The organism is Burkholderia sp. 9120, assembly GCF_000745015.1.
Classification (GTDB): Bacteria; Pseudomonadota; Gammaproteobacteria; order Burkholderiales; family Burkholderiaceae; genus Paraburkholderia.
The window spans coordinates 4442408-4464864 of record NZ_JQNA01000002.1 but is presented as its reverse complement, the minus strand read 5'-3'; the positions used below and the strand labels follow the sequence as shown (position 1 = coordinate 4464864).

The 22457-nt window shown below is 61.8% G+C and carries 18 protein-coding genes; 14 read left to right on the top strand and 4 right to left on the bottom strand.

The genetic code is table 11. The annotated features are described in order from the left end of the window. Positions 1–21: 21 nt before the first annotated feature. Positions 22–882 (top strand): MBL fold metallo-hydrolase, encoded by an 861-nt coding sequence (locus FA94_RS28020; RefSeq protein ID WP_035557417.1) that lies wholly within the window; start codon positions 22–24, stop codon positions 880–882. Positions 883–913: 31 nt separating this feature from the next. On the opposite strand, the gene FA94_RS28015 is transcribed toward FA94_RS28020, so the two are convergent. Continuing rightward, positions 914–2662: a cobaltochelatase CobT-related protein gene (locus tag FA94_RS28015; RefSeq protein WP_035563244.1), complete on the bottom strand. Its 1749-nt coding sequence runs from the start codon at positions 2660–2662 to the stop codon at positions 914–916. Positions 2663–2673: 11 nt separating this feature from the next. Continuing rightward, entirely contained in the window at positions 2674–3903 is a 1230-nt protein-coding gene (locus tag FA94_RS28010) for an AAA family ATPase (RefSeq protein ID WP_035557414.1), read from the bottom strand. A gap of 376 nt (positions 3904–4279) precedes the next feature. On the opposite strand from FA94_RS28010, the gene FA94_RS28005 reads away from it, so the two are divergent. The 13 genes from FA94_RS28005 to tkt all read left to right on the top strand — a co-directional run bounded on the left by FA94_RS28005 (position 4280) and on the right by tkt (position 19720). After that, positions 4280–5392 carry a porin gene (locus FA94_RS28005; protein WP_035557412.1) on the top strand — a complete coding sequence of 371 codons (1113 nt, stop codon included), beginning with the start codon at positions 4280–4282 and terminating at the stop codon, positions 5390–5392. Positions 5393–5596: 204 nt separating this feature from the next. Then, positions 5597–6046, top strand: a complete 450-nt coding sequence (locus FA94_RS28000; RefSeq protein WP_035557409.1) for a sugar dehydrogenase complex small subunit — start codon at positions 5597–5599, stop codon at positions 6044–6046. Between the two features lie 2 nt (positions 6047–6048). Further along, positions 6049–7683, top strand: a complete 1635-nt coding sequence (locus FA94_RS27995; RefSeq protein WP_035557405.1) for a GMC family oxidoreductase — start codon at positions 6049–6051, stop codon at positions 7681–7683. Positions 7684–7685: 2 nt separating this feature from the next. Further along, complete coding sequence (locus tag FA94_RS27990) at positions 7686–8972, top strand: cytochrome c (protein WP_035557403.1); 1287 nt, start codon at positions 7686–7688, stop codon at positions 8970–8972. A 285-nt stretch (positions 8973–9257) separates the two neighbouring features. Next, the gene (locus FA94_RS27985; RefSeq protein WP_035557400.1) at positions 9258–11951 is read left to right on the top strand and encodes a type VI secretion system Vgr family protein; all 2694 of its coding nucleotides are present in this window, start codon (positions 9258–9260) and stop codon (positions 11949–11951) included. Between the two features lie 33 nt (positions 11952–11984). Next, complete coding sequence (locus FA94_RS27980; RefSeq protein ID WP_035557397.1) at positions 11985–13922, top strand: esterase/lipase family protein; 1938 nt, start codon at positions 11985–11987, stop codon at positions 13920–13922. An 80-nt stretch (positions 13923–14002) separates the two neighbouring features. Next, the gene (locus FA94_RS27975) at positions 14003–14962 is read left to right on the top strand and encodes a T6SS immunity protein Tli4 family protein (protein ID WP_231585042.1); all 960 of its coding nucleotides are present in this window, start codon (positions 14003–14005) and stop codon (positions 14960–14962) included. 9 nt (positions 14963–14971) lie between these two features. Further along, the gene (locus FA94_RS27970) at positions 14972–15259 is read left to right on the top strand and encodes a PAAR domain-containing protein (RefSeq protein ID WP_035557391.1); all 288 of its coding nucleotides are present in this window, start codon (positions 14972–14974) and stop codon (positions 15257–15259) included. A 723-nt stretch (positions 15260–15982) separates the two neighbouring features. Continuing rightward, positions 15983–16228, top strand: a complete 246-nt coding sequence (locus FA94_RS27965; RefSeq protein ID WP_035557388.1) for a DUF6723 family protein — start codon at positions 15983–15985, stop codon at positions 16226–16228. Next, a complete protein-coding gene (locus FA94_RS39810; RefSeq protein WP_286166061.1) occupies positions 16225–16359 on the top strand; it encodes a hypothetical protein in 135 nt (44 codons plus the stop codon). The genes FA94_RS27965 and FA94_RS39810 overlap by 4 nt, the downstream gene beginning before the upstream one ends. A gap of 74 nt (positions 16360–16433) precedes the next feature. Next, positions 16434–16751: a hypothetical protein gene (locus FA94_RS27960; protein ID WP_231585041.1), complete on the top strand. Its 318-nt coding sequence runs from the start codon at positions 16434–16436 to the stop codon at positions 16749–16751. A gap of 72 nt (positions 16752–16823) precedes the next feature. Next, complete coding sequence (locus FA94_RS27955) at positions 16824–17378, top strand: cupin (RefSeq protein WP_035557384.1); 555 nt, start codon at positions 16824–16826, stop codon at positions 17376–17378. A gap of 263 nt (positions 17379–17641) precedes the next feature. After that, positions 17642–19720: a transketolase gene (gene tkt / locus FA94_RS27950; RefSeq protein ID WP_035557380.1), complete on the top strand. Its 2079-nt coding sequence runs from the start codon at positions 17642–17644 to the stop codon at positions 19718–19720. 125 nt (positions 19721–19845) lie between these two features. Here the strand turns inward: tkt and FA94_RS27945 are convergent, their stop codons facing one another. Both FA94_RS27945 and zapE read right to left on the bottom strand, forming a co-directional pair. Continuing rightward, positions 19846–20931 (bottom strand): hypothetical protein, encoded by a 1086-nt coding sequence (locus FA94_RS27945; protein WP_035557377.1) that lies wholly within the window; start codon positions 20929–20931, stop codon positions 19846–19848. Positions 20932–21238: 307 nt separating this feature from the next. Further along, complete coding sequence (zapE, locus tag FA94_RS27940; RefSeq protein ID WP_035557373.1) at positions 21239–22330, bottom strand: cell division protein ZapE; 1092 nt, start codon at positions 22328–22330, stop codon at positions 21239–21241. Between the last annotated feature and the right edge of the window lie 127 nt (positions 22331–22457).

Genomic DNA, 22457 nt, shown 5'->3' with positions numbered 1-22457 from the left:
ATGAGTAGCATGGAGCAGAGCATGAGCCCGTTGATCGAAGCCCTCTACGACACCACGACCGGCACGTTCACGTATGTGGTGTTCGCCGCCGAAGGCTCGGCCTGCGCGGTGATCGACCCGGTACTCGACTACGACCCGAAGTCCGGGCATACGTCGACGGCGTCGGCGGAACGCGTCGTGGACTTTGTCAAAGCCCATGGCTTGCAGGTCGAATGGTTGCTGGAGACGCACGCGCATGCCGATCATGTTTCGGCGGCGCCGTATCTGAAGGGCGCGCTGGGCGGCAGGATCGCCATCGGCGCGGATATCCGCATCGTGCAGGGCGCGTTCAAACGTGTCTTCAATCTGGCCGACGAGATGCGCACTGACGGCCGCCAGTTCGATCATCTGTTCGCCCCGGGCGAGACCTTCAGCATCGGCGGATTGGGCGGCGAGGCGCTGCATGTGCCGGGCCATACGCCCGCCGACATGGCGTACCGGATCGGCGATGCGGTGTTCGTCGGCGATACGCTGTTCATGCCGGACCTCGGCTCGGCGCGCTGCGATTTTCCGGGCGGCGACGCGGGTACGCTATACGAGTCCGCGCGCGGGTTGCTGGCGCTGCCGCCGGAAACGCGGCTGTGCATGTGCCACGACTACCCGCCACCCTCGCGCGAACCGCGCTGGCAGACCACCGTGGCCGAACAGCGCCGCGACAATATCCATTTGCACGACGGCGTGAGCGAAGAGGCGTTCGTCGCGCTGCGCACCGCGCGCGACCGCACGCTCGGCATGCCGACGCTGATTCTGCCGGCTATCCAGATCAATATCCGCGCGGGCGCGCTGCCGGAGCCGGAGGCGAACGGCGTGCGCTATCTGAAGATTCCGCTGAACGCGTTCTGAGCGCGTAAGAGTCGCGCCAAGCTGAGTTGCGCTAGCGCTTCAGCAGCATCGTGCTCAGTACGGAGAACACCGTCGACGGTAATTCCGCGAGACGGCTCACCACCACGTTGTGCGGATAAAAATCCTCCACGGCGTCGGTCAACACGCCGATCCCCACCAACTCGATACCGCGCTGGCCGATCGCCGCCACGCGTTCGCGCAGATCGCTGCGCAGCACTTGCGGGTCGCCGTCGCCGGTTGAGGGATAACCGTCGGAGAATACGATCAGAATGCGCCGGCTGGCCTGATGATCCGCCAGACGCGTCGCGGCCCACGCGAGCGCTTCGCCGTCGGGGTTCTCGTGTCCGCAGTCGATCCGCGCGATGCCGCTCAGGTCCGTCGCGCCGAAGCGTTTGTAGACTTTCAGATCGAGCCGCTCGACAAACCGGTTATAGCGCCGCAAATCCGCGCCCGCGGCAAGCTGCCGCTGATAAAGCTGACGCATCGGCTCCGATTCGACCGAACAATAGCCCAGCACCTCGCAATCGAACGACAACTGCGTCAGCGCATCGCACAACGCGGTCGCGCATTGGCGCGCGAGTTCGATCTTGCGGCCGGCCATCGAGCCGCTACGGTCGATCAGCAACGTGACCGCCACGTCGCGCCCCTTGTGCGCCCGCTGCGTACGAAACGGCGTGCGGTAACCCGGCGAAGTGGCGAGTTTCGCGAGCGCGGTACGGTCGATCTCGCCGCGCTCCTGCTCGCGGCGCCAGCGCGTGCGTTCGTCGGCGCTCAGCGCACGTTCGAGTTTTTCCTTCAGCGGCGCGGTGTCCGCACGGGCTTGCGCGCGCAGTTCACGCCACGCCGCGCTGTCGCCCTGACCGGTGAGGTCGGCGATGTCGTCGAATTCGGTGGCGAGGGGAATGGACAGTTGCGCGCGCACTGTGTTGGCTACAGCAGCGCCGGCTTCGCCTTCGCTATCCGCCGAAGGCGGTTGCGCGTCGCCGAGCGATTGGCCCATGCCGACCGCGTTCTCCGCCTGAGCGCCGCCGCTGCGCTCCGACGGCGGCGAATTCGCGCTGTCGTGATCGGGCAGCACGGTGTCGTCTTCGTCGTCGAGCGGCGCGGACGAACTCGCGGCCGTTTCTGTGTCGATATCTTCGACCGGGTCCGCGGTGAAGACCATGCTGTTCACGTCACCCGCCGACAACGCGCGCACGCGCGCCACCAGCGTTCGCGCCGTCGCGATGCTCTGCGCGGTCGAGCGGCTGCCACGTGCTTCGTGCAATAGATCCTGCGACGCGTGCAACGCGGCGAGCAGCGAATGGACCGCTTCGGTTTGCGTCGGCGACTCGTCCCACAGCGCGCGCTCCACCAGCCAGACCAGCCGGTCGCGCCAATGCAGTTTCGGCCAGCGTTGCCGCACACGTTCGGCCGCATGCACGCGCAGTTTGCCGATGAACCAGCGCGCGCCCGGATACTCGTCGAGCAATTCACCGCACACGCGACGGTCGTCGATCACCTGCGCAAATTTCGCTTCGATCCCGGCCGGCAACGCGTCGAGCTCCGCGAGCGACGCATGTTTCGCGCGCGCCACCAGCAGATCCAGATAGCCGATCAGCACATCGCGCTCGATGCCGCCGTTCAGCTCGTAATCGGGAATCACGATCCGGCCAGGTTCGACGCGCGGCCCGTCCGGACTGAACGCGACCGTCACGCCGTATTGCCCCGTCAGCACACGGGCGACTTTGCTGAGCGTGGATTCGAAGGTGAAACCGCGCGTGTCGTGCGTAGCGTGCATCGTGCCCACGTTCAGGCGGCCGGCGCGATGTGATGGCGAATGATGCCGCGAATCAACGCGGCGTCTTCCGGACTCACCTTCGCGTAGATGGCCGGCCCGGCCGCGCGTTCGGGGTCGCCGGTGCGCAACATCAGTTCGGCCCAATCGAGCAGGCGCCGCGTCGAGAACGCGCTCGACAGATCTTCGCGCGAGAACGCCGCGCGGCAGTCGGCGGCAATCGCGGCGAGCGTGGTGGCGAGCGTGCGCGTCATGTGCGGGGCGAGCGTGCGGATCAGCACGTCGGCTTCTTCGGCGGGCGACAGATAGTCGAGCAGATACACGCGCCAGCGATCGAGAAACGCCTCGTTCATCAGATTGGCGCCCTGATACAGATGGCGGAACTGGCTCATTGCGCCGACCGCGTTCGCGGTGGCGAAGAGCCGGAATGCCGGATGCGGCGCGACGATCTCGTTGCCTTTCTCCTTCAGCACGAGGCGGCCGTGCGGTTCGAGCACAGCGGTGAGCGCGGCGAGAATCGACGGCTCGGCGAAGTCGATTTCGTCGACGATCAGCCACAGGCCTTCGCGCATCGCGGTGGGCAGCACACCGTCGACCCATAAAGTCTCGCCGCCCTTGACCGTCCAGAAGCCGACGAAATCGCCGACCGTGGTCTGCCCGTTCATGTTGGAGCGCAGCACGCCGTGTCGCGAGCGCGCCGCGACCTGTTCGATCAGGCTGGTCTTGCCGGCGCCGGTGTGGCCGATCAGCATGACGCGGCGGTTCTCGACGATATCTTCGACGATGTCGTTGAAGCGCTCGGAAAACAGATAGGCGGGATTGATGCGCGGCACCAGCGGACCATCCATGCCGCAGGGCACGTCGACATGGCCGACGCGCACGCTCTCGCTCTCGTTTACGCCTTCGGCGTGCCGCTGTTTCGCCACCGCCGCGAGCGCTGCGGCGCGCTGCAAGGCGGGCATGAAGGCGATGCGTTCGGCCGCGTCGTGCTCGGCGTTGGTGTCGTCGGTATCGATCGCGAAGCCTTCGCGGCGCCATTTTTTCAGCTTGGCGCGCAGGTTTTCCGCGTCGACCACCAGATCGATATCGACCGCGCCAGTGCGCTCGCCGTCGTCCGTGCCATGTTCGAGGCGATAGTTTTCCGGGCGGTCGGCGACGCTGACGCGCCACCATTCAGCGCCGTTATCCGTTGCGCGTTGGTAAAGGCCAAGGTGTTCGTCTTCGGTCAGTTCGGGCGCATTCATGGCAGGAGGTAAAGGATCGATAACGGTTTATGCGTTTCTATTTGGCGCGGACGTAATGAGCATCTATCTTATCTTGAGTAGCTTTCGATCTCCCTTTTCGGTTGCCCACTCAATGTCGAGTCCGCGGTCCGCAAAAGTTTATTGCGTCAAACGGATAGGCTATCAGCCGCGTATCCCCTATAGTTCGACCGCGCAGGATGTAGTTTCGCAACATCTATCCATCGTTCTACCCCTCATCGTTTTCGAATCCCGCTTTACACCGGTGTTGTCCGGGCGGTCGCAGCCTGAGCGCGGCCGACGCTGCACCGAGTAGTTTTGAATCATCTGCATTTGGCTTTGCCCTCCCTCGCGATACAAAACAATTCACGGCAAAACAATGAGACTACCTGCTAAAAAATTAATGGCGGCGCTCGCGGTAGCGGCCAGTCCGCTGGCTTATGGTCAAACCAGTGTGTCGTTATATGGCCGCCTGGACGCGGGTCTGGAATACCTGAATCACATCAACAACGCCGCGGGCGGCAGTTCGAGCCGCTGGAGCGCGGAGGGCGGGGATTGGGGCACCAGCATGCTGGGCCTCAAGGGTAATGAAGATCTGGGCGGTGGCCTGAATGCGATCTTCAACCTGGAAACCGGCTTGCAGGTGATGAACGGCACCACCAGCGGCGGGCGCCTCTGGTCGCGGCGCGCGTTCGTCGGCTTGAAGAGCCAGGAGTGGGGCACGCTGCAGGCGGGCCGCAATCTGTTTATCGATAGCGACGGCGTGTGGGAATTCGATCCGTTCGTGCAGCAGGCGTTTTCGTCGGCCTCGCTGGTGCGCGGGCGCAACTGGCAGCAGACCAGCAACAACGTTGAATATCACAGCCCGGTGTTCTGGGGCTTCGACGTGCAGGGGCAATACTCGTTCGGCAATCAGCCGGGCTCGTTCAACAGCGGTGCCAACGGCGAGTTCGGCCGCTCCGACGGCATCATGCTGAGCTATCACTCCACGCTGTTCGACGTGCGCGGTATCTACGACGAACTGCGCGACAGCAACGGCCGCTTCAGCAATATCTTCCAGGCGTCGCGCGAATATTTCGTGGGCGCCAACGTGCATTTCGATGCGGTGAAGATTCAGGGCGCCTATACGCACTACTCGGCGCCGGACTCGCCGGTCGGCGTGGCCGATAGCGCGGATCACTACTGGCTCGGCGCGACCTACAACTTCCAGCCGCGCTGGGCGGTGACGGCGGGCGGCTACTACGTGAAGGTCGGCGACGGCAGCGGCGACGTCGCGCACGACCCGTCCGGCCACGCGATGATGTACGTGCTCGGCACCACCTACAACCTGACGAAGCGCACCTTCCTGTATGGCACGGTGGGTTACGTGAACAACGGCGGCAACTCGAACTTCTCGCTCGAAGCGTCGCCGCGCGACTCGACCAGCAACACGAGTCCGCTGGTCGGCGAATCGCAGACCGGCGCTTATGTCGGCATGCTGCATCAGTTCTGACGCTGCGCGATAAGCGGCATGGAACGTGCTACGAGCGAACGGCGCTCGTGGTGCCGCTCGTGCTGCATTCGGCCGATCTCGCATCACCCCGCAATAAGTTTTGAAGAACGCCTCACAAGGGATAAACAACAATTGACTCCACACGATACTCACGGCGAGTCCCGCGACGGGACAGCCTTCGCCACGAGCGGTGAAGCGTCGAGCATGACGCGCCGCCGCTGGCTCCAGGGCGCACTCGCGTTGACCGCCGCGGGCCTGACCGGCTCGCTCGCGCTCAAGGCACTCGCCGCGGACACCTCCGCCGCGCCCGTCGACGCGTTCATGAGCCTGTCGCAATCGCTGACCGCGCGAGCCACGCTGAATCGCGACGTCGGCACGCGCCTGCTGGCCGCGCTGCAGAAGTCGTCGCCCGATGTCGCGCAGCAGTTGCCGAAGCTGGCCGGCGCGCTCGCCGCCGGTTCCGCCGACGCCTCGCAGCAGGCGCTCGCGCTGAAAATTCTCGAAGCGTGGTACCTCGGCACCGTCGATACGACCGTGGTCACGTACGAACAGGCGCTGATGTACGACGTGGTTTCCGACACGCTGATCATCCGTTCGTACTGCCCCAACAAGCCCGGTTTCTGGGCTGCCAAACCGATCGAAAGGCAAGCCTGAGCATGGCCGATTCACACAGTCAAACACAACCCAAAACCCAGCAGGCCGATATCGTCGTAGTCGGTTCGGGCGTGGCGGGCGCGATCGTCGCGCATCAGATGGCGCTGGCCGGCAAGTCCGTGATCCTGCTCGAAGCCGGGCCGCGCATGCCGCGCTGGGAAATCGTCGAACGCTTTCGCAACCAGTTCGACAAGTCGGATAACTCGGCGCCGTATCCGTCGAGTCAATGGGCGCCGCATCCGGAATACGGTCCGCCGAACAATTATCTGATCCTGAAGGGCGAGCACAAATTCAACTCGCAGTACATTCGCGCGGTGGGCGGCACAACGTGGCACTGGGCGGCGTCCGCGTGGCGCTTCATGCCGAACGACTTCCACATGAAGACGGTGTACGGCGTGGGCCGTGACTGGCCGATGGAATACGACGAACTGGAGCCGTACTATCAGCGCGCCGAAGAAGAACTCGGCGTGTGGGGCCCGACGGACGAAGAACTCGGTTCGCCGCGCAGCCAGCCGTATCCGATGGCGCCGCTGCCGCTGTCGTACAACGAGCAGACCATCAAGGGCAAGCTCAACGCGTTCGACTCGCGCTATCACGTGGTGACCGAACCGGTGGCGCGCAATAGCCGCCCGTACGACGGCCGCCCGACCTGTTGCGGCAACAACAATTGCATGCCGATCTGTCCGATCGGCGCGATGTACAACGGGATTGTGCACGTCGAGAAAGCGGAGCAGGCCGGCGCGAAACTGATCGACAACGCGGTCGTCTACAAGCTCGAAGTGGGCGCGGACAAGCGCATCGTCGCGGCTTTGTATAAAGACCCGCAGGGCAACGAGTATCGCGTGGAAGGCAAGTATTTCGTGCTGGCTGCGAACGGCATTGAAACACCGAAGCTCATGCTGATGTCCACCAGCCACGATTTCCCGAACGGCGTGGGCAATAGCTCCGACATGGTGGGCCGCAACCTGATGGACCACCCCGGCACTGGCGTGACGTTCTACGCCGACGAAAAACTGTGGCCGGGCCGCGGACCGCAGGAAATGACCTCGCTGATCGGTTTCCGCGACGGCGCATTCCGCGCGACCGAAGCCGCGAAGAAGATCCATCTGTCGAACCTGTCGCGTATCGATCAGGAAACGCAGAAGATTTTCAAGCAGGGCAAGCTGATCAAACCGGCCGAACTGGACGCGCAGATTCGCGACCGCGCGGCGCGTTTTGTCGAGTTCGACTGCTTCCACGAAATTCTGCCGGCGCCGGAAAACCGCATCGTGCCGAGCAAAACGGAGACCGACGCGATCGGTATTCCCCGTCCGGAGATTACGTATCGTATCGACGATTACGTGAAGCGCGGCGCCGTGCATACGCGCGAGGTCTACGCCAACGCGGCGAAAGTGCTGGGCGGCACCGAGATCGAGTATCAGGACGAGTTCGCGCCGAACAATCACATCACGGGCGCGACCATCATGGGCAGCGATCCGCGCGATTCGGTGGTCGACAAGCATTGCCGTACCTTCGATCACCCGAACCTGTTTATCTCGAGCAGCGCGACGATGCCGACCGTGGGCACCGTCAACGTGACGCTGAGCATCGCGGCGCTGGCGCTGCGCATGGCCGACCAGTTGAAGAAGGAAGTTTGAACGTGCTGAAGAAAACCTTTTTCTGGCTGCTGGCCGGTGCGTTGACTCTGCCCGCGTTGGCGCAGGCGGACACGTCGGTGAACGGCAACGACACCGCATTGATTAAACGCGGTGAATATCTCGCGACGGCCGGCGATTGCATGGCGTGTCATAGCACGGTAAAGGGCAAGCCGTTTGCCGGTGGCTTGCCGCTGAAAGTACCGATGCTCGGCACGATTTATTCAAGCAATATCACGCCCGATCCGCAAACGGGGATCGGCACCTGGTCGCTCGACGACTTCGATCGCGCGCTGCGCAAAGGCGTCTCGAAGGACGGCCACAATCTGTATCCGGCCATGCCGTATGTCTCGTACGCGAAGGTCAGCGACGACGACGTGAAGGCGCTGTACGCGTACTTCCGCTACGGCGTTGCGCCGGTGAATCAGCCCACGCGCGCGAGCGACATTCCGTGGCCGCTCAACATGCGTTGGCCGCTGAGCGCGTGGAACTGGCTGTTCCTGACGAGCGGTCCGTATCAGGCGAAGTCGAGCCAGAGCGTCGAATGGAATCGTGGCGCGTACCTCGTGCAAGGCCTCGCGCATTGCAGCACGTGCCACACGCCGCGCGGCTTCGCAATGCAGGAGAAAGCGCTCGACGAAACCGGCGGCGATTTTCTCGGCGGTTCGGTGCTGGCGGGTTGGGATGGCTACAACATCACGTCGGCGACCAACAGCGGGATTGGCGGATGGACCCATGCGCAGCTCGTCCAGTATCTGCAGACGGGCAGCGTGCCGGGTCTCGCGCAAGCTGCTGGGCCGATGGGTGAGGCGGTGGAACACAGCTTCTCGAAGATGACGGACGCCGATATCAACGCGATCGCTACCTACGTGCGCACGGTGCCCGCGGTCAGCGACGGCAGCCGGCAAGCGCGCGCTACGTGGGGCAAGCCGGCCACGGACGTGACGCGGTTGCGGGGTGTTGCGATGAGCGACGGCACGCTCGATCCGGCGCGGTTGTATCTCGGCAATTGCGCGACTTGCCATCAGGCGCAAGGCAAGGGCACGCCGGATGGGTACTATCCGCCGCTGCTGCATAACACCACGGTGGGGGCGTCGAATCCGGGCAATCTGGTGCAGGTGATTTTGCATGGTGTGCAGCGCAAGACTGCGGGTAACGATGTCGGGATGCCGGCGTTTGCTACGCAGTTGAACGATGCGCAGATTGCTGCGCTTGCCAATTACGTGACGACGCAGTTTGGGAATCCGGAGGCGGTGCAGGTGACGGAGAAGGATGTGGGGAAGCTGCGGTAGGTCGTTTCGTTGAGCATTGCAGGTAAGCGCCGGTCGTATTAATGAAAATTTGTATTCTTCATTGCCTTATACGAGCGGCGCTTTCTGCTAGCAAGGTATGACGGCGCAGCCGGTGCGGGGCGGTCCGCCGAGTTTATTCATAATTCGACGCTCTTCTGAATATCCGTTTTGCATTGAATAACTTTGCAAATTTGTAAAATCGCAATTCACAATCAATATATTATTGCTTTGCAGATGTTTTAACGCCTAGAATGCCGCCAGAAAATTGGCGAATAGAGAGGCGGCATGGCCACACGGGGAGTAGGAATCGGCGCAATAACGGGAGGGCTGTCGCAGCAGGGCCGTCTTCTTAAGCTGGATACGCCGGCAGGTAATGGCGTTTTGCTTCCTCATCGCGTCGCTGGCCGCTCACGGATAGGTCGCGATTTTCTTTTTCTGCTCGACTGCGTGTCGACTTCGGGTGATGTCGAACTCAAAACGCTAATCGCCCAAAGCGTCACACTCTGGATACAGCAGACCGATGGGTCTTATCTGCCGCATCACGGCTACGTGCATACCGCGCGCCGTTTGGGCGCCGACGGCACCCTGACCGGCTACCAACTCGGCTTTTCATCGTGGATGCATTTCCTGAAGTTTCGCCGCGACCAGCGGCACTGGCAGGACAAGAGCGTCGACGAGATCATCACTGATGTGTTCAACCAGCATCCACAGGCGCAGGGCGAGTACCGCTTCGCATTGACGAAGCCACTACCCACGCGGTCGTACTGCCGGCAGGACGAGACTGACTGGAATTTCGTGCACCGCCTGCTGGAGTCGGAAGGACTGTATGGATGCTGGCAGCAAGCTGCCGACGGCCAATCGCACACGCTTGTCATCACCGACCGACTGGAAACGTTCGACTCACTGTCACCTGCGACAGTCGGCTTCTACCGCGCAAGCACCGGAAGCGAAGCCGACGCGCTCACGCAGTGGTCGGGTACGCGGACGCTGCAATCCGTGATGCTGTCGACACGCACGTTCGACTACAAGAGTCCGTCAACGCCGTTCAATCCCAAAGGAACTTCAATTCCGACGGCGGCAAATCAGGGCGTGTTACCCGCCCAGGCGGAAGTCTACGAATATACAGGCGGCTATACGTATCCGGACCAGGATCGCGGCGATGGCCTGTCGAAGATTCGCATGGAGGAGTGGGAGTCGCAAGCGAAGCGGTTTGACGGGGTAGGTAGCCTGCGGGTGATGGACGCAGGTCGGCGGTTCACATTGACCGGGCATCCGGAGCACGATCAGGACGCCGCGGATCAGCGCGAATTCGCAACCATCGAGGTCGAGTGGACTATCGAGAACAATCTCCCGCTGTCCGGCCATGAAGCTAACTACCCTCACAGTCTGAGTAATCAGGTCGCGCAGGCGCGTGCCGACGATGCAGATCACACGTTCAGTGTGAATTACGCGGACGGCTCTACGGGCTTCTATCGTGTGTCCATTGAAGCACAACGCACGACGTTGCCGTACCGCAGTCCGTTCGAACACTGCAAGCCCGAGGCGAAGCTGGAATCGGCCATCGTGGCTGGTCCGAAGGGGCAGGAGGCCTACACGGACGAGTTGAACCGGGTGAAGGTTCTCTTCATTTGGGACCGGCTCAATCCCGGGGATGAACGCGCATCGTGCTGGGTGCGCGTCGCGCAGTCTGACACCTGCGATGGTTATGGTGCTGTCCATATGCCGCGCGCGGGCGAGGAATTACTGATCGGCCACATCGGAAATGATATCGACCGGCCCATTGCGCTTCATCGCGTCTATAACGGAGCGGCGAAGCCGCAGTGGCATTCGAACGCCTTGCTTTCAGGCTATCAGTCCAAAGAGTTTGGCGGTGGCGGTGGTTATAACCAGTTTGTGATGGATGACTCCACCGGCCAGAGCCGTATGCAAATCATGAGCAGTCACGGCATGAGCATGCTCCATGTCGGATACCAGATCGTTCAGGACGGCAATTCGCGAGGCGCGTACACCGGCAGCGGCTTTACGCTGCGCACCGACTACGCTGGCGCGGTCCACGCGGGCGAGGGGCTGTACTTCAGTACGCATCAAACAGGCGCCGACGGACAGCCGCTCGATACTACCGAGCCACGCGAGATACTGGCGCGGGCGGATCTGCTTGTCGAGTCGCTATCCACCGCCAGTTCGACGGCCAAGGCCGAGGATCTGAAACCCGGGAGGGAAGCGCTTGCACAGTTTGCGAAAGCGACTCAGCACAGCAAAGCGGGCGTAACAAACGGCGGCAGCACGGCGGGCGGCGGAACGGGTAACGCAAGTGGCTTTGCCAAACCCGTCATGCTCGGGTCGAGCCCAGAAAGCATCGGCTTTACCACACATGCATCGGCACAGATCGTGGCGGACGATCACCTGAACTTCGTCAGTGGCAAGGATACGTACTGGGCTGTTGGCAAATCGCTGGTTGCGAGCGTCGCGGACAAGATCAGCGTGTTCGTCCAGCGCGCAGGCATGAAACTGATTGCGGGCAAAGGTGCAATCGATATTCAGGCGCTTGCCGATCAGTTGCGGTTACTTTCCGAGCTCGGCTTAACGCTTAAGAGCAATAACGGCAACATCGAGATCGACGCTAAAACCGAGCTGATGCTCAAATGCGGAGGCTCGTACATTCGCATTACCCCGCAAGGTATTGAGGATGGCACGCGCGGCGCGCGCACGATCAAATCGGCGTCGTTTAGCAGGCAGGGGCCTAGTTCGGTAGCGGAGCATATGAATAACCTCGAAAAGCCGGCGTTTAACGACAAATACCTTTTGCGCGACCGGGTGACGGGCGACCCGCTCAAGAACCATCCTTACGAGATCGTGCGTGCGGACGGCACGCGTCTGAGCGGCGTCACGGACGAACTAGGCCATACGGCCGAACAAAAGAACAGCGACATAGAAACCGTGATGATCCGTGTATTGCGCCCCGACACGGGCAAAGCATAAACGGCTGAACGGGACCACTATAAGCGAGAATCCATGACCGACAATCCTGGCACAACGAGCCAGACCTCAGGCGATGACGATGCCGAACAGGAAGTCGTCCGCCTTGCGTCGCACACCGACGAGAGTGGTGACTCTTACGCCCATGCGACCTTGACGCCGGCCGACGATACCCGCGCGAAGGAGTCGTTGCACCACCTCGGTCCGATCATTCCCGTGATTTTCATACCGGGCGTGATGGGCTCGCCGCTGGCCGCCAAAGACACTGGTGACACGGCATGGTCCGCACCGAATACCGACGCAATAGGGGCAACACTCGGCGGCTTGTGCTCCCTTATTGCTGGATGGTTTCGAAGTGCGTCGTCACGTGAAGTCCTCTTCGATCCCCATAGCGTGACGGTGACGCCACTCGGTCCGCTTATCGATCTTGGGAAAGAAGACGCGATAACCGAGAAGGAAGCGCGACGCCGCGGCTGGGGGTCGGTTTACCGCAGCAGCTATCAACCTGTCCTGTTGTGGCTTGAACAGCAATTAAACAAGCCGATGCTGTTTGGCAAGCCAGAAGGCGCGTGGATCAATCCCGATCCGGAGGGCGAGAAATGGGCGCTTCATCCGGTGCTGGGCACTGATCCGACGGTTTACGGCGCCTTTGGAAACGGTCAGGCGATTGCCGCGGACTCAGCAGAATTCAAGAAATTCACGAAGTTTCGCTACCGTGTATACGCAATCGGATACAACTGGTTGCAGTCGAACGACGATTCGGGGCGTGATGTGGTGAGCGGTTTGGATATTCTGGATCCGCAGACAAAAAAAACGACACGGCTGATGGGTATCTCCGAGATATGCAAGGAGAACGATACGGGCAAGGCTATCATCCTGACGCACTCAATGGGCGGCTTGGTTGCTCGCTTCGCGGTGTTGAACCACGGACTCGATGGCCTCGCGCACGGCGTATTTCACGGCTGCCAGCCGGCCACCGGTGCGCCACTAGCGGCTAAGAGGTTCAAGACAGGGGGTGGTCCCGAAGGCGGCCTGAATGGCTTTATCAATGGCAGTCTGCTCGGACGCGATGCCGACGAGTTCATCGCAGTGATGGCTAACGCACCGGGACCGATGGAGCTCACGCCTATGCCGGACTATCACAATGGCGAGCCGTGGTGGATTTTTGCGCGGCCGGACGGGCAGGTGATAATGAAGTTTCCCAAAGAAGGTGATGTAACCAGAGAGCTACATCTGAATCCGGCGTGGTACGGTTTGCAGCCGAGAGAAGAGCAGCTCGATCCGGCAGGGGCCACGAAGGACCGGCTTGAGAGACTAGGTCGAAAAGACACTGTGGTGTCGAACTATAAGAACACCGTCGTAGATGTAGTAACGAACCAAAGCCGACTGAAGAATCAATACCACGGCACGACGTATGTGGCATACGGCGAGGGTGGGCTCGACTTCCGGACACCGCAGCCCGGTGTGAAAAAAGAGGCGGGCGACAAAGGCAAGCCCACAATCGAGAAAGGGGAGCCGACAAAGGATCTGTTGGCGTGGGGCAATGCAATCTGGACTGGGGACGTGCCGTCGGATGTTACCGAGGACGACCTTAAGAGCGCCAAGTTGCTCCACGACTCGGGCAAGGGGGAGATTCGCGTGCTCATATCGAAGCACAATCTTAGCGTCACCTTTACAGTCCAGAAGACGAATACTTTGCCGGAAGTGAATGACAAGACAAACTGGTCACAGGTGGCGAGCAAGACGGGAATTATCCGTGGCGACGGTACCGTGCCCGTGTGGTCGGCGGACGCACAGGCGCGCGGCTTGAGGCCCGATGTTCCAGGCGACCCGGCCAAGGGGGTTCAGATGGCATTTGTGCAGGGTGGATACGAGCATATGAAGAGCAATGCGCATCCGTGGACTCATTGGGCGATGCTTTACAGCGTGGTCCAGATCGTGAACGGGAAGAATATTCCGGTGCCGGGAGAATAATCATGAATCGTCTCGCTCGCGCACTCTTTCTGTTGGCAGGCCTTTGCGTCTGCTCTCTCGCGCTTTCCGTGGAACCAACGATGAACAATCCTCTCCTCTCCAAAGTGCGGCCGTGGTGTATCGGCCGCCTTGTGTTCGACCGACCGACGTCGAGCGAGATTTCGAACCAGACCTACGAATGGCGGGGTGAAAAGCTGGAAACTACGCGCGGCATGTCGCGCGAAACCTATCGCGCCAAGGTCGAGGCGCGGGAGCGCGAGTTGCAAACCAAGCAACGCGTGAACCCCTCCAATCTCGATGAAAAGACCGGCCGCGCATGGCTGGAAACGGCATTCTCGCCTGTCAGCGATTCACGAGTTTTTATCTATCAAAAGGGTTTCGTAAAAGGCATCAAATTACCTTTCTATTCGGAGGGGTACAGCCTTGCAGATCACACACTTTTCCACACGACCGGTACCATTGGAGAGGATGGCCTAGACATTTCCCGAAGTGTCTATGACGACATGTATCGGCGAATCAAGGCGCGCGACAACTGGAACGTCCCGACGGAGTCCGGATTTTGCTTCGACGGCGGGATCGTAACCGGCTCGTCGACTTATCCCGAAGAAGTCAGCCAGTCGTTCGCGTTGATGCCAGGCCGGCCGGCGTTACTCCTGATCAAGATGCGGGACGCGGTCGAGCAGGATCAAGGTCAGCCGCTCACCAAGAACCTGTCCGAACTGCGCGCAAAACTTGATCGTATGCCCGGGAGCTATCGCGTCCTGCGCAAGGGCAAGCGGGTAGTCGCCGGTATGGACGCAGAAGAAGTCCTATTTGTGCTTCAGGACGGGCCGGTGACGGTCTACCGGTTCTATCTGCTGGCGCCGGGCAATCCCGCCACGCTGGCGCAACCGCACACGTCCGTTGAACTGCTGCTGGGTACGTCTTCACAAAGCGACCTGCCGCCCGATCAGGCAACGTCGCCGGTCGATGAGGCAGGGGCGCTGCAAGTGTGGGACGCACTGCTGAATAGCCTCCGGCCGCGACCGGGTGCGGTGTAGGAGAGTGAGATGCGGCGTTTCGATATTGTGAAAGGCGACAAAACGACGGTAGGCGGCATCGTGCAGGGTGGAGACGGTAACGACCTGCTCGAAGGGCGCGAGCAGGCCTACGAAGCCGATCCCGTCCAATGCCCTGAGTGCAAGACCGTTGGGCTGATCAAATGCGATGGCCCACGCGTGTCCATGACCGGACCCGATGGACGACAGGCAGCGCTGAGTGACGATCTGTGCGTCTGCCTTTGTACACCGCATCCGCGTCTCGTGCCGTCGCAAACGACGTCTTATGTTGACGTGTAGGGACTAATACACACTACAGCAGGGAATCAACCGGGCGCGGTTTGTCCGAATTTGGCGGACACGGCATTGAGCCACTCGTGTTATGGCCGTTGCCGCGAGAGCTACTATCAAGGAGAGTCACATCATGGTTAGAAAAACGTTAAGTTTGATGGTGCTGTTTGCGTTCATAGCAAGCATGGCGGGTTGTGCGTCCCTTCAATGCATCCCGACTTGTTGACACCCCGGAGAAAGGACTGAATGCCTAACTGTGGTCGCCCCGCTCGGCGATACTGTGATGGTCGCTACGGTTGACAATCCTGCCGCCAGGACTCGTCGACACTCGAACAAAGGTGCTGGCGCAAAGCGGAAAAAGACGTTGCCAGATCCTCAAAATACTTCGTCCGACTCGTCGTATCGAGGCCCGCGCGTCGGGGACGAGTCATGCCCCCTTGAGTTGCGTCTCGTCGTCAAGGTGACTCCGTTCAGCCGCCAGTGTCGCGACGCGCACTTCGAATTTCGTCATGACGGCGGCCACCTGGCCAGCAACTCGCCAGCAAGTTCGGCAATCGCTCCGCCGTGATCGCCGACTTCGCGGCTCTCTACTCATCCCACCCCCACCCGAGTTCCCCAACGGACGCGCTTCAGCGTCGCGTGGAACGGGGCTTGCTCGACTCTGGTTAGAACGCGTCGCAACACGACACGGAATACGACGCACCACGAGTGCAGGGATAAGGGAAAAGACACATGGCGCGACATAAGGCCGACGTTGCTGACGATGACTTCGAGATTTACGCGAGCTATCACGGAACAGGCGACGGCCGTTACGTAGGTGGGCTGAAGGTAGTCAGAAAAGCGGACAGGAAGCTTCTGTTTCCATTCGATGGCGCGCCCGAGATCGGGCCTTACGCGACCGCCGACGAGGCACGTCGCGCCGCGATCGATTACGGACGCGAGATCGTGGCCGCGGATCGCTTGGCCCCGGAGCAGTGACGCTGGACTCGCAAATCGTCGCGATCGTCATGACGTTCTCCTTTTTACAAACAATGGACGTGACCTCCGCGTTCGCCGCCGCAACGGCGGTTCGCACTGAGCCGGCGGAACCGTTGCGCGAAGCCGGCTGACGCGCGTTTCACACACAAGGACCAATTGTTGCTGCACAGATCAGATAGCCGACAGGCCAGTCAAGGAGAGCGACATGGAGCAGAGCGACGCGCAAGACAACGATAGCGGCAGAAGCGACAACAGCGACCCCGAGCAAGGGAAATCCGGCGCTACCACCAACGTATGGAACATCTCACCGGAAACGAAGCAGCGCAACAAACCGAGCGGCACGCATTACGTCGAACCGAGTCCGCTGGGCATCGAACCGGTCGAGCAGACGGGCGTCGACAAGGCCACCAATCCGCCGCGTTCGACCGAACATCCCGCGCAGAGCGCCGAAGTCCCGCTCGGCACTGGCGCGCAGGCCGAGCCTCCGGGCGGCGGCGGCCGAGAGTCGCAGCGCAAGGAGTAAATGGCGCGCAAAGCTGCACCGCCGCACCGCACACCATCGGCGACCACCCGGCAGCACGCACAGGAGCGAACCATGTTCAACGATTCGAAGCACGGTTTCGACGCGGCGCAGACCGAGTACGAAGCCTTCATGCTGGAGCCGCACGACTGGGTGCCGAACAACCGCAAACTACCGGTCGTGATTTATCGCCGGGCACTTTTGCCCGATAGCGGCGACCTTGCGGCGGCGTTCGAGATTCTGTTCGAGCGCAACGACTGGCCGCCGCAATGGCGCGACGGTATTTTCGACTATCACCATTTCCACGCGAGTGCGCACGAAGTGCTCGGCATCGCGGACGGTTCCGCGCAGGTGATCGTCGGCGGTCCGGGTGGCAAAGTGGTGACCGTGTCCGCGGGCGATGCGTTGTTGCTACCCGCCGGCACCGGCCATTGCCTGCAATCTTTCGCGCGCCATTTTCAGGTGGTGGGCGGTTATCCGGACGGGCAGCAGTGGGACATCCGCCGCGAAGCGCTCACCCCGCAAGAGATGGCAGCGATGGACGCGTTGCCGTTTCCACCCATGGATCCGATCGACGGCAAGCTCGGCCCGTTGATCGAGTTTTGGCTGCATGCGGCTCGCAGCGGATAAACAAACGCGCGCCATTCCTCTTTTTTCCATGCGTCGGAGCAAGTGTCGCAAGCCTCTTGAAAGATCCATCGTCCAACCCATCCGCCGCCCGCCGCTGCCTGGCAGCTAGCGTGCAGAATCGCGCGCATGGGCGCATCATCGGTGAGCCTGTGCGGTTTCCCTGCGTTATCCCCTGAACACCACCACCGGCCACGCTCGCCGAATCGCTGAATGAGGCGCGGCATGCCGGCCATGTTCCCCACCGCCGAACAAGGAGTGTCCCCATGCAAAACGATCCCGCCCTCGACCAGTTGTGCATCAACACGATTCGCACGCTGGCCATGGACGCCGTGCAAAAGGCCAATTCCGGTCACCCCGGCACGCCGATGGCGCTGGCGCCGGTTGCTTACCATCTGTGGCAAAACCATCTGCGTTACGATCCGGACGAACCGTTGTGGCCGAATCGCGACCGCTTCGTATTGTCGGTAGGGCATGCGTCGATGCTGCTGTATGCGCTGCTGCATCTGGCCAACGTGAAGGCCGTGGACGAAGAAGGCCACCCGACCGGCGGCCCCGCGGTGTCGCTGGACGACATCGAACATTTTCGTCAGCTCGACAGCAAGACGCCGGGCCACCCCGAGTACCGGATGACCACCGGCGTGGAAACGACCACCGGACCGCTCGGCCAGGGACTCGGCAACAGCGTCGGCATGGCGATGGCCGCGCGCTGGTACGAGAGCCGCTTCAACCAGCCGGACGTGCCGCTCTTCGACTACCGCGTGTACGCATTATGCGGCGACGGCGACATGATGGAAGGCATCTCGCACGAAGCGGCTTCGCTCGCGGGACACCTGAAGCTGTCGAATCTGATCTGGATCTACGACAGCAACCGCGTGACGATTGAAGGCCACACCGATCTCGCGTACAGCGACGACGTAGAGAGCCGCTTTCGCGGTTACAACTGGCACACGCTGCACGTCAACGACGCGAACGACGCCGCCGCGCTCGAAGCCGCGTTCGTCGAGGCGAAAAGCATCACGGACCGGCCGACGCTGATCGTGGTGCACAGCATTATCGGCTGGGGTTCGCCGCATAAGCAGGACACGTCGGCGGCGCACGGCGAAGCGCTCGGCGTCGAAGAGGTTGCGCTGACCAAGAAGGCGTACGGCTGGCCCGAAGACAAATTTTTCTACGTACCGGACGGCGTGCACGAACGTTTCGCGCAAGGCATCGGCGCACGCGGCAAGGCGGCGCGCGACGCATGGCTCGCGAAGCACGAGGCTTATAACAAGCAGTATCCGGAACTGGCGCGCGAACTCGCGTTGATCGAAGCGCACGAATTGCCCACCGGCTGGGACAGCGACATTCCCACCTTCGACGCGGACCCGAAGGGCGTCGCGTCGCGCGATTCGTCGGGCAAGGTGCTCAACGCCATCGCCGCACGCGTGCCGTGGATGATCGGCGGCGCGGCGGATCTGTCGCCGTCCACCAAGACCAATCTGAAATTCGAAGGGGCGGGCAGCTTCGAAGCGGATAACTACGGCGGCTGCAATCTGCACTTCGGCATTCGCGAACATGCAATGGGCTCGGCGGTGAACGGCCTCGCGTTGTCGAATCTACGGCCGTTCGGCTCGACTTTCCTGATTTTTAGCGACTACATGAAGCCGCCAATCCGTCTGTCGGCCATCATGGAAGTGCCGGCGATTTACGTCTTTACGCACGATTCGATCGGCGTCGGCGAAGATGGCCCGACCCATCAGCCGATCGAGCAACTGGCGTCGCTGCGTGGCGTGCCGGGACTGACCGTGCTGCGTCCCGGCGACGCGAACGAAGTCGCCGAAGCGTGGCGTGTGGCGCTGTCGCATCCACGGCGGCCGTCGTGCATCGTCGTATCGCGCCAGGCATTGCCGACGCTCGACCGCAGTCGTTATGCGTCGGCGAAGGGCGTGCAGAAGGGCGCGTATGTGCTCGCCGATGCACCCGATGGGCAGAAGCCGCAAGTGATTCTGATGGCGACCGGCAGTGAATTGTCGGTGTGCGTCGACGTCTACGAAAAACTCAAGAGCGAGGGCATCGCGGCGCGCGTGGTGTCGATGCCGTCGTGGGATGTGTTCGAGCGTCAGGACGAGGCGTATCAGGATGCCGTGCTACCGGATGACGTGGTTGCGCGTGTGGCGGTGGAGCAGGCGGCTTCGCTGGGCTGGGATCGTTATGTGGGCCGGCATGGCGCACAGGTGGTGATGCATACGTTCGGTGCGTCCGCGCCGCTCTCCGAGCTGAAGAAGAAGTTCGGCTTTACGCCCGAGCATGTGTATGAGGCGGCGAAGCAGCAGATTGAGAGGGCGCAGGCGAAACGGAGTTAAGCGGGTTTTAACGCATTAATTCGGTTCGCTTTGAACTGCATGATGCGCAGTACAAAACCGGCGGCGTAAAAACCGCCGGTTTTTTTATGTCACGCCGATAACCTCAGTTTCAACGAACGCTCCAATCAATTCGCCGGAATCGTCACCACCGGGGCCTTGCTGCTCGTATCGGCCTCCGCCAGCGCCATCAGATTTTGCACGACGGTGAACGCGTATTTTGAATCGAAGTCGTTGCGGTCCACCCAATACGAGGATGGGCCATAAGAAATCATCACATACACGTTATCGGGGGGCGTCTTGCCGGAATGGACGATGATCGTCGGTCGCGTCTCGCCGCCGATCAGACCCACGGTCGGCTTGGTCGACCCATCGTCGATACGCGCGACGGGCACTTGAACCTGCGCGCCGAGATCGCTCAGAATGCCGAGCACCGAGCGCGTGACCATCGGGATACTGTCGCCCTTTTTCGATGACGACGACGGTCCGTAGACGATCTCATACGTGCGCGTGGTTGAGGACAAATGCAGCAGCTTGCGCACCCGCGCGAGATCCGCGCCGGTTTGCGGCGATTCGCCGCTGGTGGCCGCGCCCATCACCAGATACACGCCCATCTGGCCGCTCTTCGCGTCGGCCTGGCGCGACTCGACATTCAGTTCGCCCGCGAGCTGCAGACGACGCAGCGCTTGCAGCAGTTCGAAGAAGCCCGGCGCGCCCGCGCTGTTTTCGCCGCCGAGCGCGTTGCCGTTCTGCAAACCGCCGACCGATTGCGCGGTGATACGTAGCAACAGATCGATCGGAATGCCGCCCTCGGCAAGCGGCAATACGAGCGATGGCGCGAGCGGCCGGATATACGCGGACGCGAATGCCTCGCCGGTCGTCGGCGCGAACGTGAAGGTGGGGTGATTCGAATAGGACACGCTGCCGGTGGCGAGCGCGTAACTCGGCTGGCTGCCGGAACCGGCGTTGGCGGTGGCGCCGCCGGTGGCGTCGAACGTGTAGGCGGCGATGATGCTGCTGACGGTCAGGAAGGCCGGCGCATCGCCATAACGCAGGCCGACCACGGCGGCGAGAATCTCGCGTTTTTTGGCGTCGCCTAGCGCGCGGGCGTAGTCGACCTGGTCGGCTTTGAGACGGGACGGGCCGATATGGACGCAAGCCGATGTGAGGCAGGCCGCGCAAAGTGCTGCGGCGACAGAAGCGGTTCTGATCATGGCAACGAAGGAGGCGGAGCGTAATCCGCTGAAGAATGAGCCCGCAACGGCGTTAGCAGGGCGCATTCCCGCGCCTGGGGTGGGCGTGGTTGAGTCGTCGTTTCAGCTTATGAATAGGGAGTTTGCGCGGGCTAACGCGCGCTGTGCTGTCGCGCAGGGTTTGCCGTTGCATTGCAAGATTTGCAGGAATGCGCGCAGGAGATGCGCGAGGTTGCCTTGCTGACTGCTCGCGTTTAGCGCTGCCGCTTGCGCTTGCGCCTCGCGCCAGAGCGAAGCCGACCGCTCGCGTCTTAAGGCTTGGCGCGAATCAGGTTTCGACCGCTGTTTGCCCAGCCCCATCGGCCACATCTTCAAGCGTGCTGCGATATCCGCGCGATTGCATTTCCGCGAGCCGACTCAGCGTTCTCGACAGATCGTGTGCGCCTTCCAACCCTGCAAGTGCCGCTTCGATCGGCTGATCGGACGCGATAAACAGCGACCGCTTGCGGTCATAGAAAATATCGACGAGCCACACCAGCCGCTGCAACGTATGCGATTTCGTGAGCCAGTCGGTGTGCAGGTTGTCGAGAATCAGCCCATGCCACTGCCCGGCGAGATCGAGGTAGTCGAGGTGCGAACGGCTCGCCACGCACAAGCTGTCGAAGTCCGCCCACAGCAACGCCGTGCCCGCCGCACGGGCGGTAAGCGGCCGGCCCGCCGCACTCAGCGTGACCGGTTCGAGGCTCGCATCGTCGCCTTCATGACGCACGAAAATCTGCCGAAGCGCGTCGTGATTCGACGGGTCGAGCGGCGCGAAGAAACGCGGCGCGTCGGCTTCTTCGCCACCGAAACGATAGTCGCGCGCGCCGTCGAAATGGATCACCGTGAAGCAGCGTTCGATCTGCTCGATGGTCGGCAGAAAACGCTCGTGAAACTCGGGGTCGGACAGCAGCGCATCCGGCGCGTAGTTCGAGGTCAGCACGATGCGCGTGCCGAGGCTGATCGCGGTATCGAGGAAACGGGCCATCAGGAACGCATCGGCGATATCGTGCACATGGAATTCGTCGAAGCACAGCAGGTCGATGCCATCGAGCCACTGCCGCGAGACCGAACCAGGCCGGTCGTCACCACGAGGTTCGCTGACGAGCCGCCGGTTCATCTCGCGCAGAAATTCGTGGAAGTGCAAACGTCGTTTGCTGCACGTGGCCAGTTCGAACACGGTGTCGACTACCAGGCTTTTGCCGCGGCCCGGCAGACCGTGGCAATAGACGCCCTGGCGCGCAGACGTAGCGTCGACGTTCTCGCGCCGGGCTTCCGAATGCAGCAGCGCGACGAGCGCCGCGATCGCGTCGCGCTGGCTGGCGTCGGGCTCGATGCCGCGCGCGGCGAGGCTGCGGGTGACCTGAGCCGGATCAAGCATGCGCAAGCGTCCCGCAGGATGAAGGGGCGTGGATGATCACGGTGATGGTGAAATCGTTGAACATGGATAACCGGCGAGAAACGAGCGCGTTAGTTTAGCAAGGGCTGCCCGCAGGGCTCAAACCCAG

Excerpts from the sequence above, each read along its gene's own strand:
- FA94_RS28005 (WP_035557412.1), top strand. The coding sequence starts at position 4,280 with ATGAGACTACCTGCTAAAAAATTAATGGCGGCGCTCGCGGTAGCGGCC.
- FA94_RS27965 (WP_035557388.1), top strand. The coding sequence starts at position 15,983 with ATGGCGCGACATAAGGCCGACGTTGCTGACGATGACTTCGAGATTTAC.
- FA94_RS27955 (WP_035557384.1), top strand. The coding sequence starts at position 16,824 with ATGTTCAACGATTCGAAGCACGGTTTCGACGCGGCGCAGACCGAGTAC.
- FA94_RS27980 (WP_035557397.1), top strand. The coding sequence starts at position 11,985 with ATGACCGACAATCCTGGCACAACGAGCCAGACCTCAGGCGATGACGAT.
- FA94_RS27945 (WP_035557377.1), bottom strand. The coding sequence starts at position 20,931 with ATGATCAGAACCGCTTCTGTCGCCGCAGCACTTTGCGCGGCCTGCCTC.
- FA94_RS28010 (WP_035557414.1), bottom strand. The coding sequence starts at position 3,903 with ATGAATGCGCCCGAACTGACCGAAGACGAACACCTTGGCCTTTACCAA.
- FA94_RS28020 (WP_035557417.1), top strand. The coding sequence starts at position 22 with ATGAGCCCGTTGATCGAAGCCCTCTACGACACCACGACCGGCACGTTC.
- FA94_RS27975 (WP_231585042.1), top strand. The coding sequence starts at position 14,003 with ATGAACAATCCTCTCCTCTCCAAAGTGCGGCCGTGGTGTATCGGCCGC.
- FA94_RS27960 (WP_231585041.1), top strand. The coding sequence starts at position 16,434 with ATGGAGCAGAGCGACGCGCAAGACAACGATAGCGGCAGAAGCGACAAC.
- FA94_RS27985 (WP_035557400.1), top strand. The coding sequence starts at position 9,258 with ATGGCCACACGGGGAGTAGGAATCGGCGCAATAACGGGAGGGCTGTCG.
- FA94_RS28015 (WP_035563244.1), bottom strand. The coding sequence starts at position 2,662 with ATGCACGCTACGCACGACACGCGCGGTTTCACCTTCGAATCCACGCTC.
- FA94_RS27970 (WP_035557391.1), top strand. The coding sequence starts at position 14,972 with ATGCGGCGTTTCGATATTGTGAAAGGCGACAAAACGACGGTAGGCGGC.
- FA94_RS28000 (WP_035557409.1), top strand. The coding sequence starts at position 5,597 with ATGACGCGCCGCCGCTGGCTCCAGGGCGCACTCGCGTTGACCGCCGCG.
- tkt (WP_035557380.1), top strand. The coding sequence starts at position 17,642 with ATGCAAAACGATCCCGCCCTCGACCAGTTGTGCATCAACACGATTCGC.
- zapE (WP_035557373.1), bottom strand. The coding sequence starts at position 22,330 with ATGCTTGATCCGGCTCAGGTCACCCGCAGCCTCGCCGCGCGCGGCATC.
- FA94_RS27995 (WP_035557405.1), top strand. The coding sequence starts at position 6,049 with ATGGCCGATTCACACAGTCAAACACAACCCAAAACCCAGCAGGCCGAT.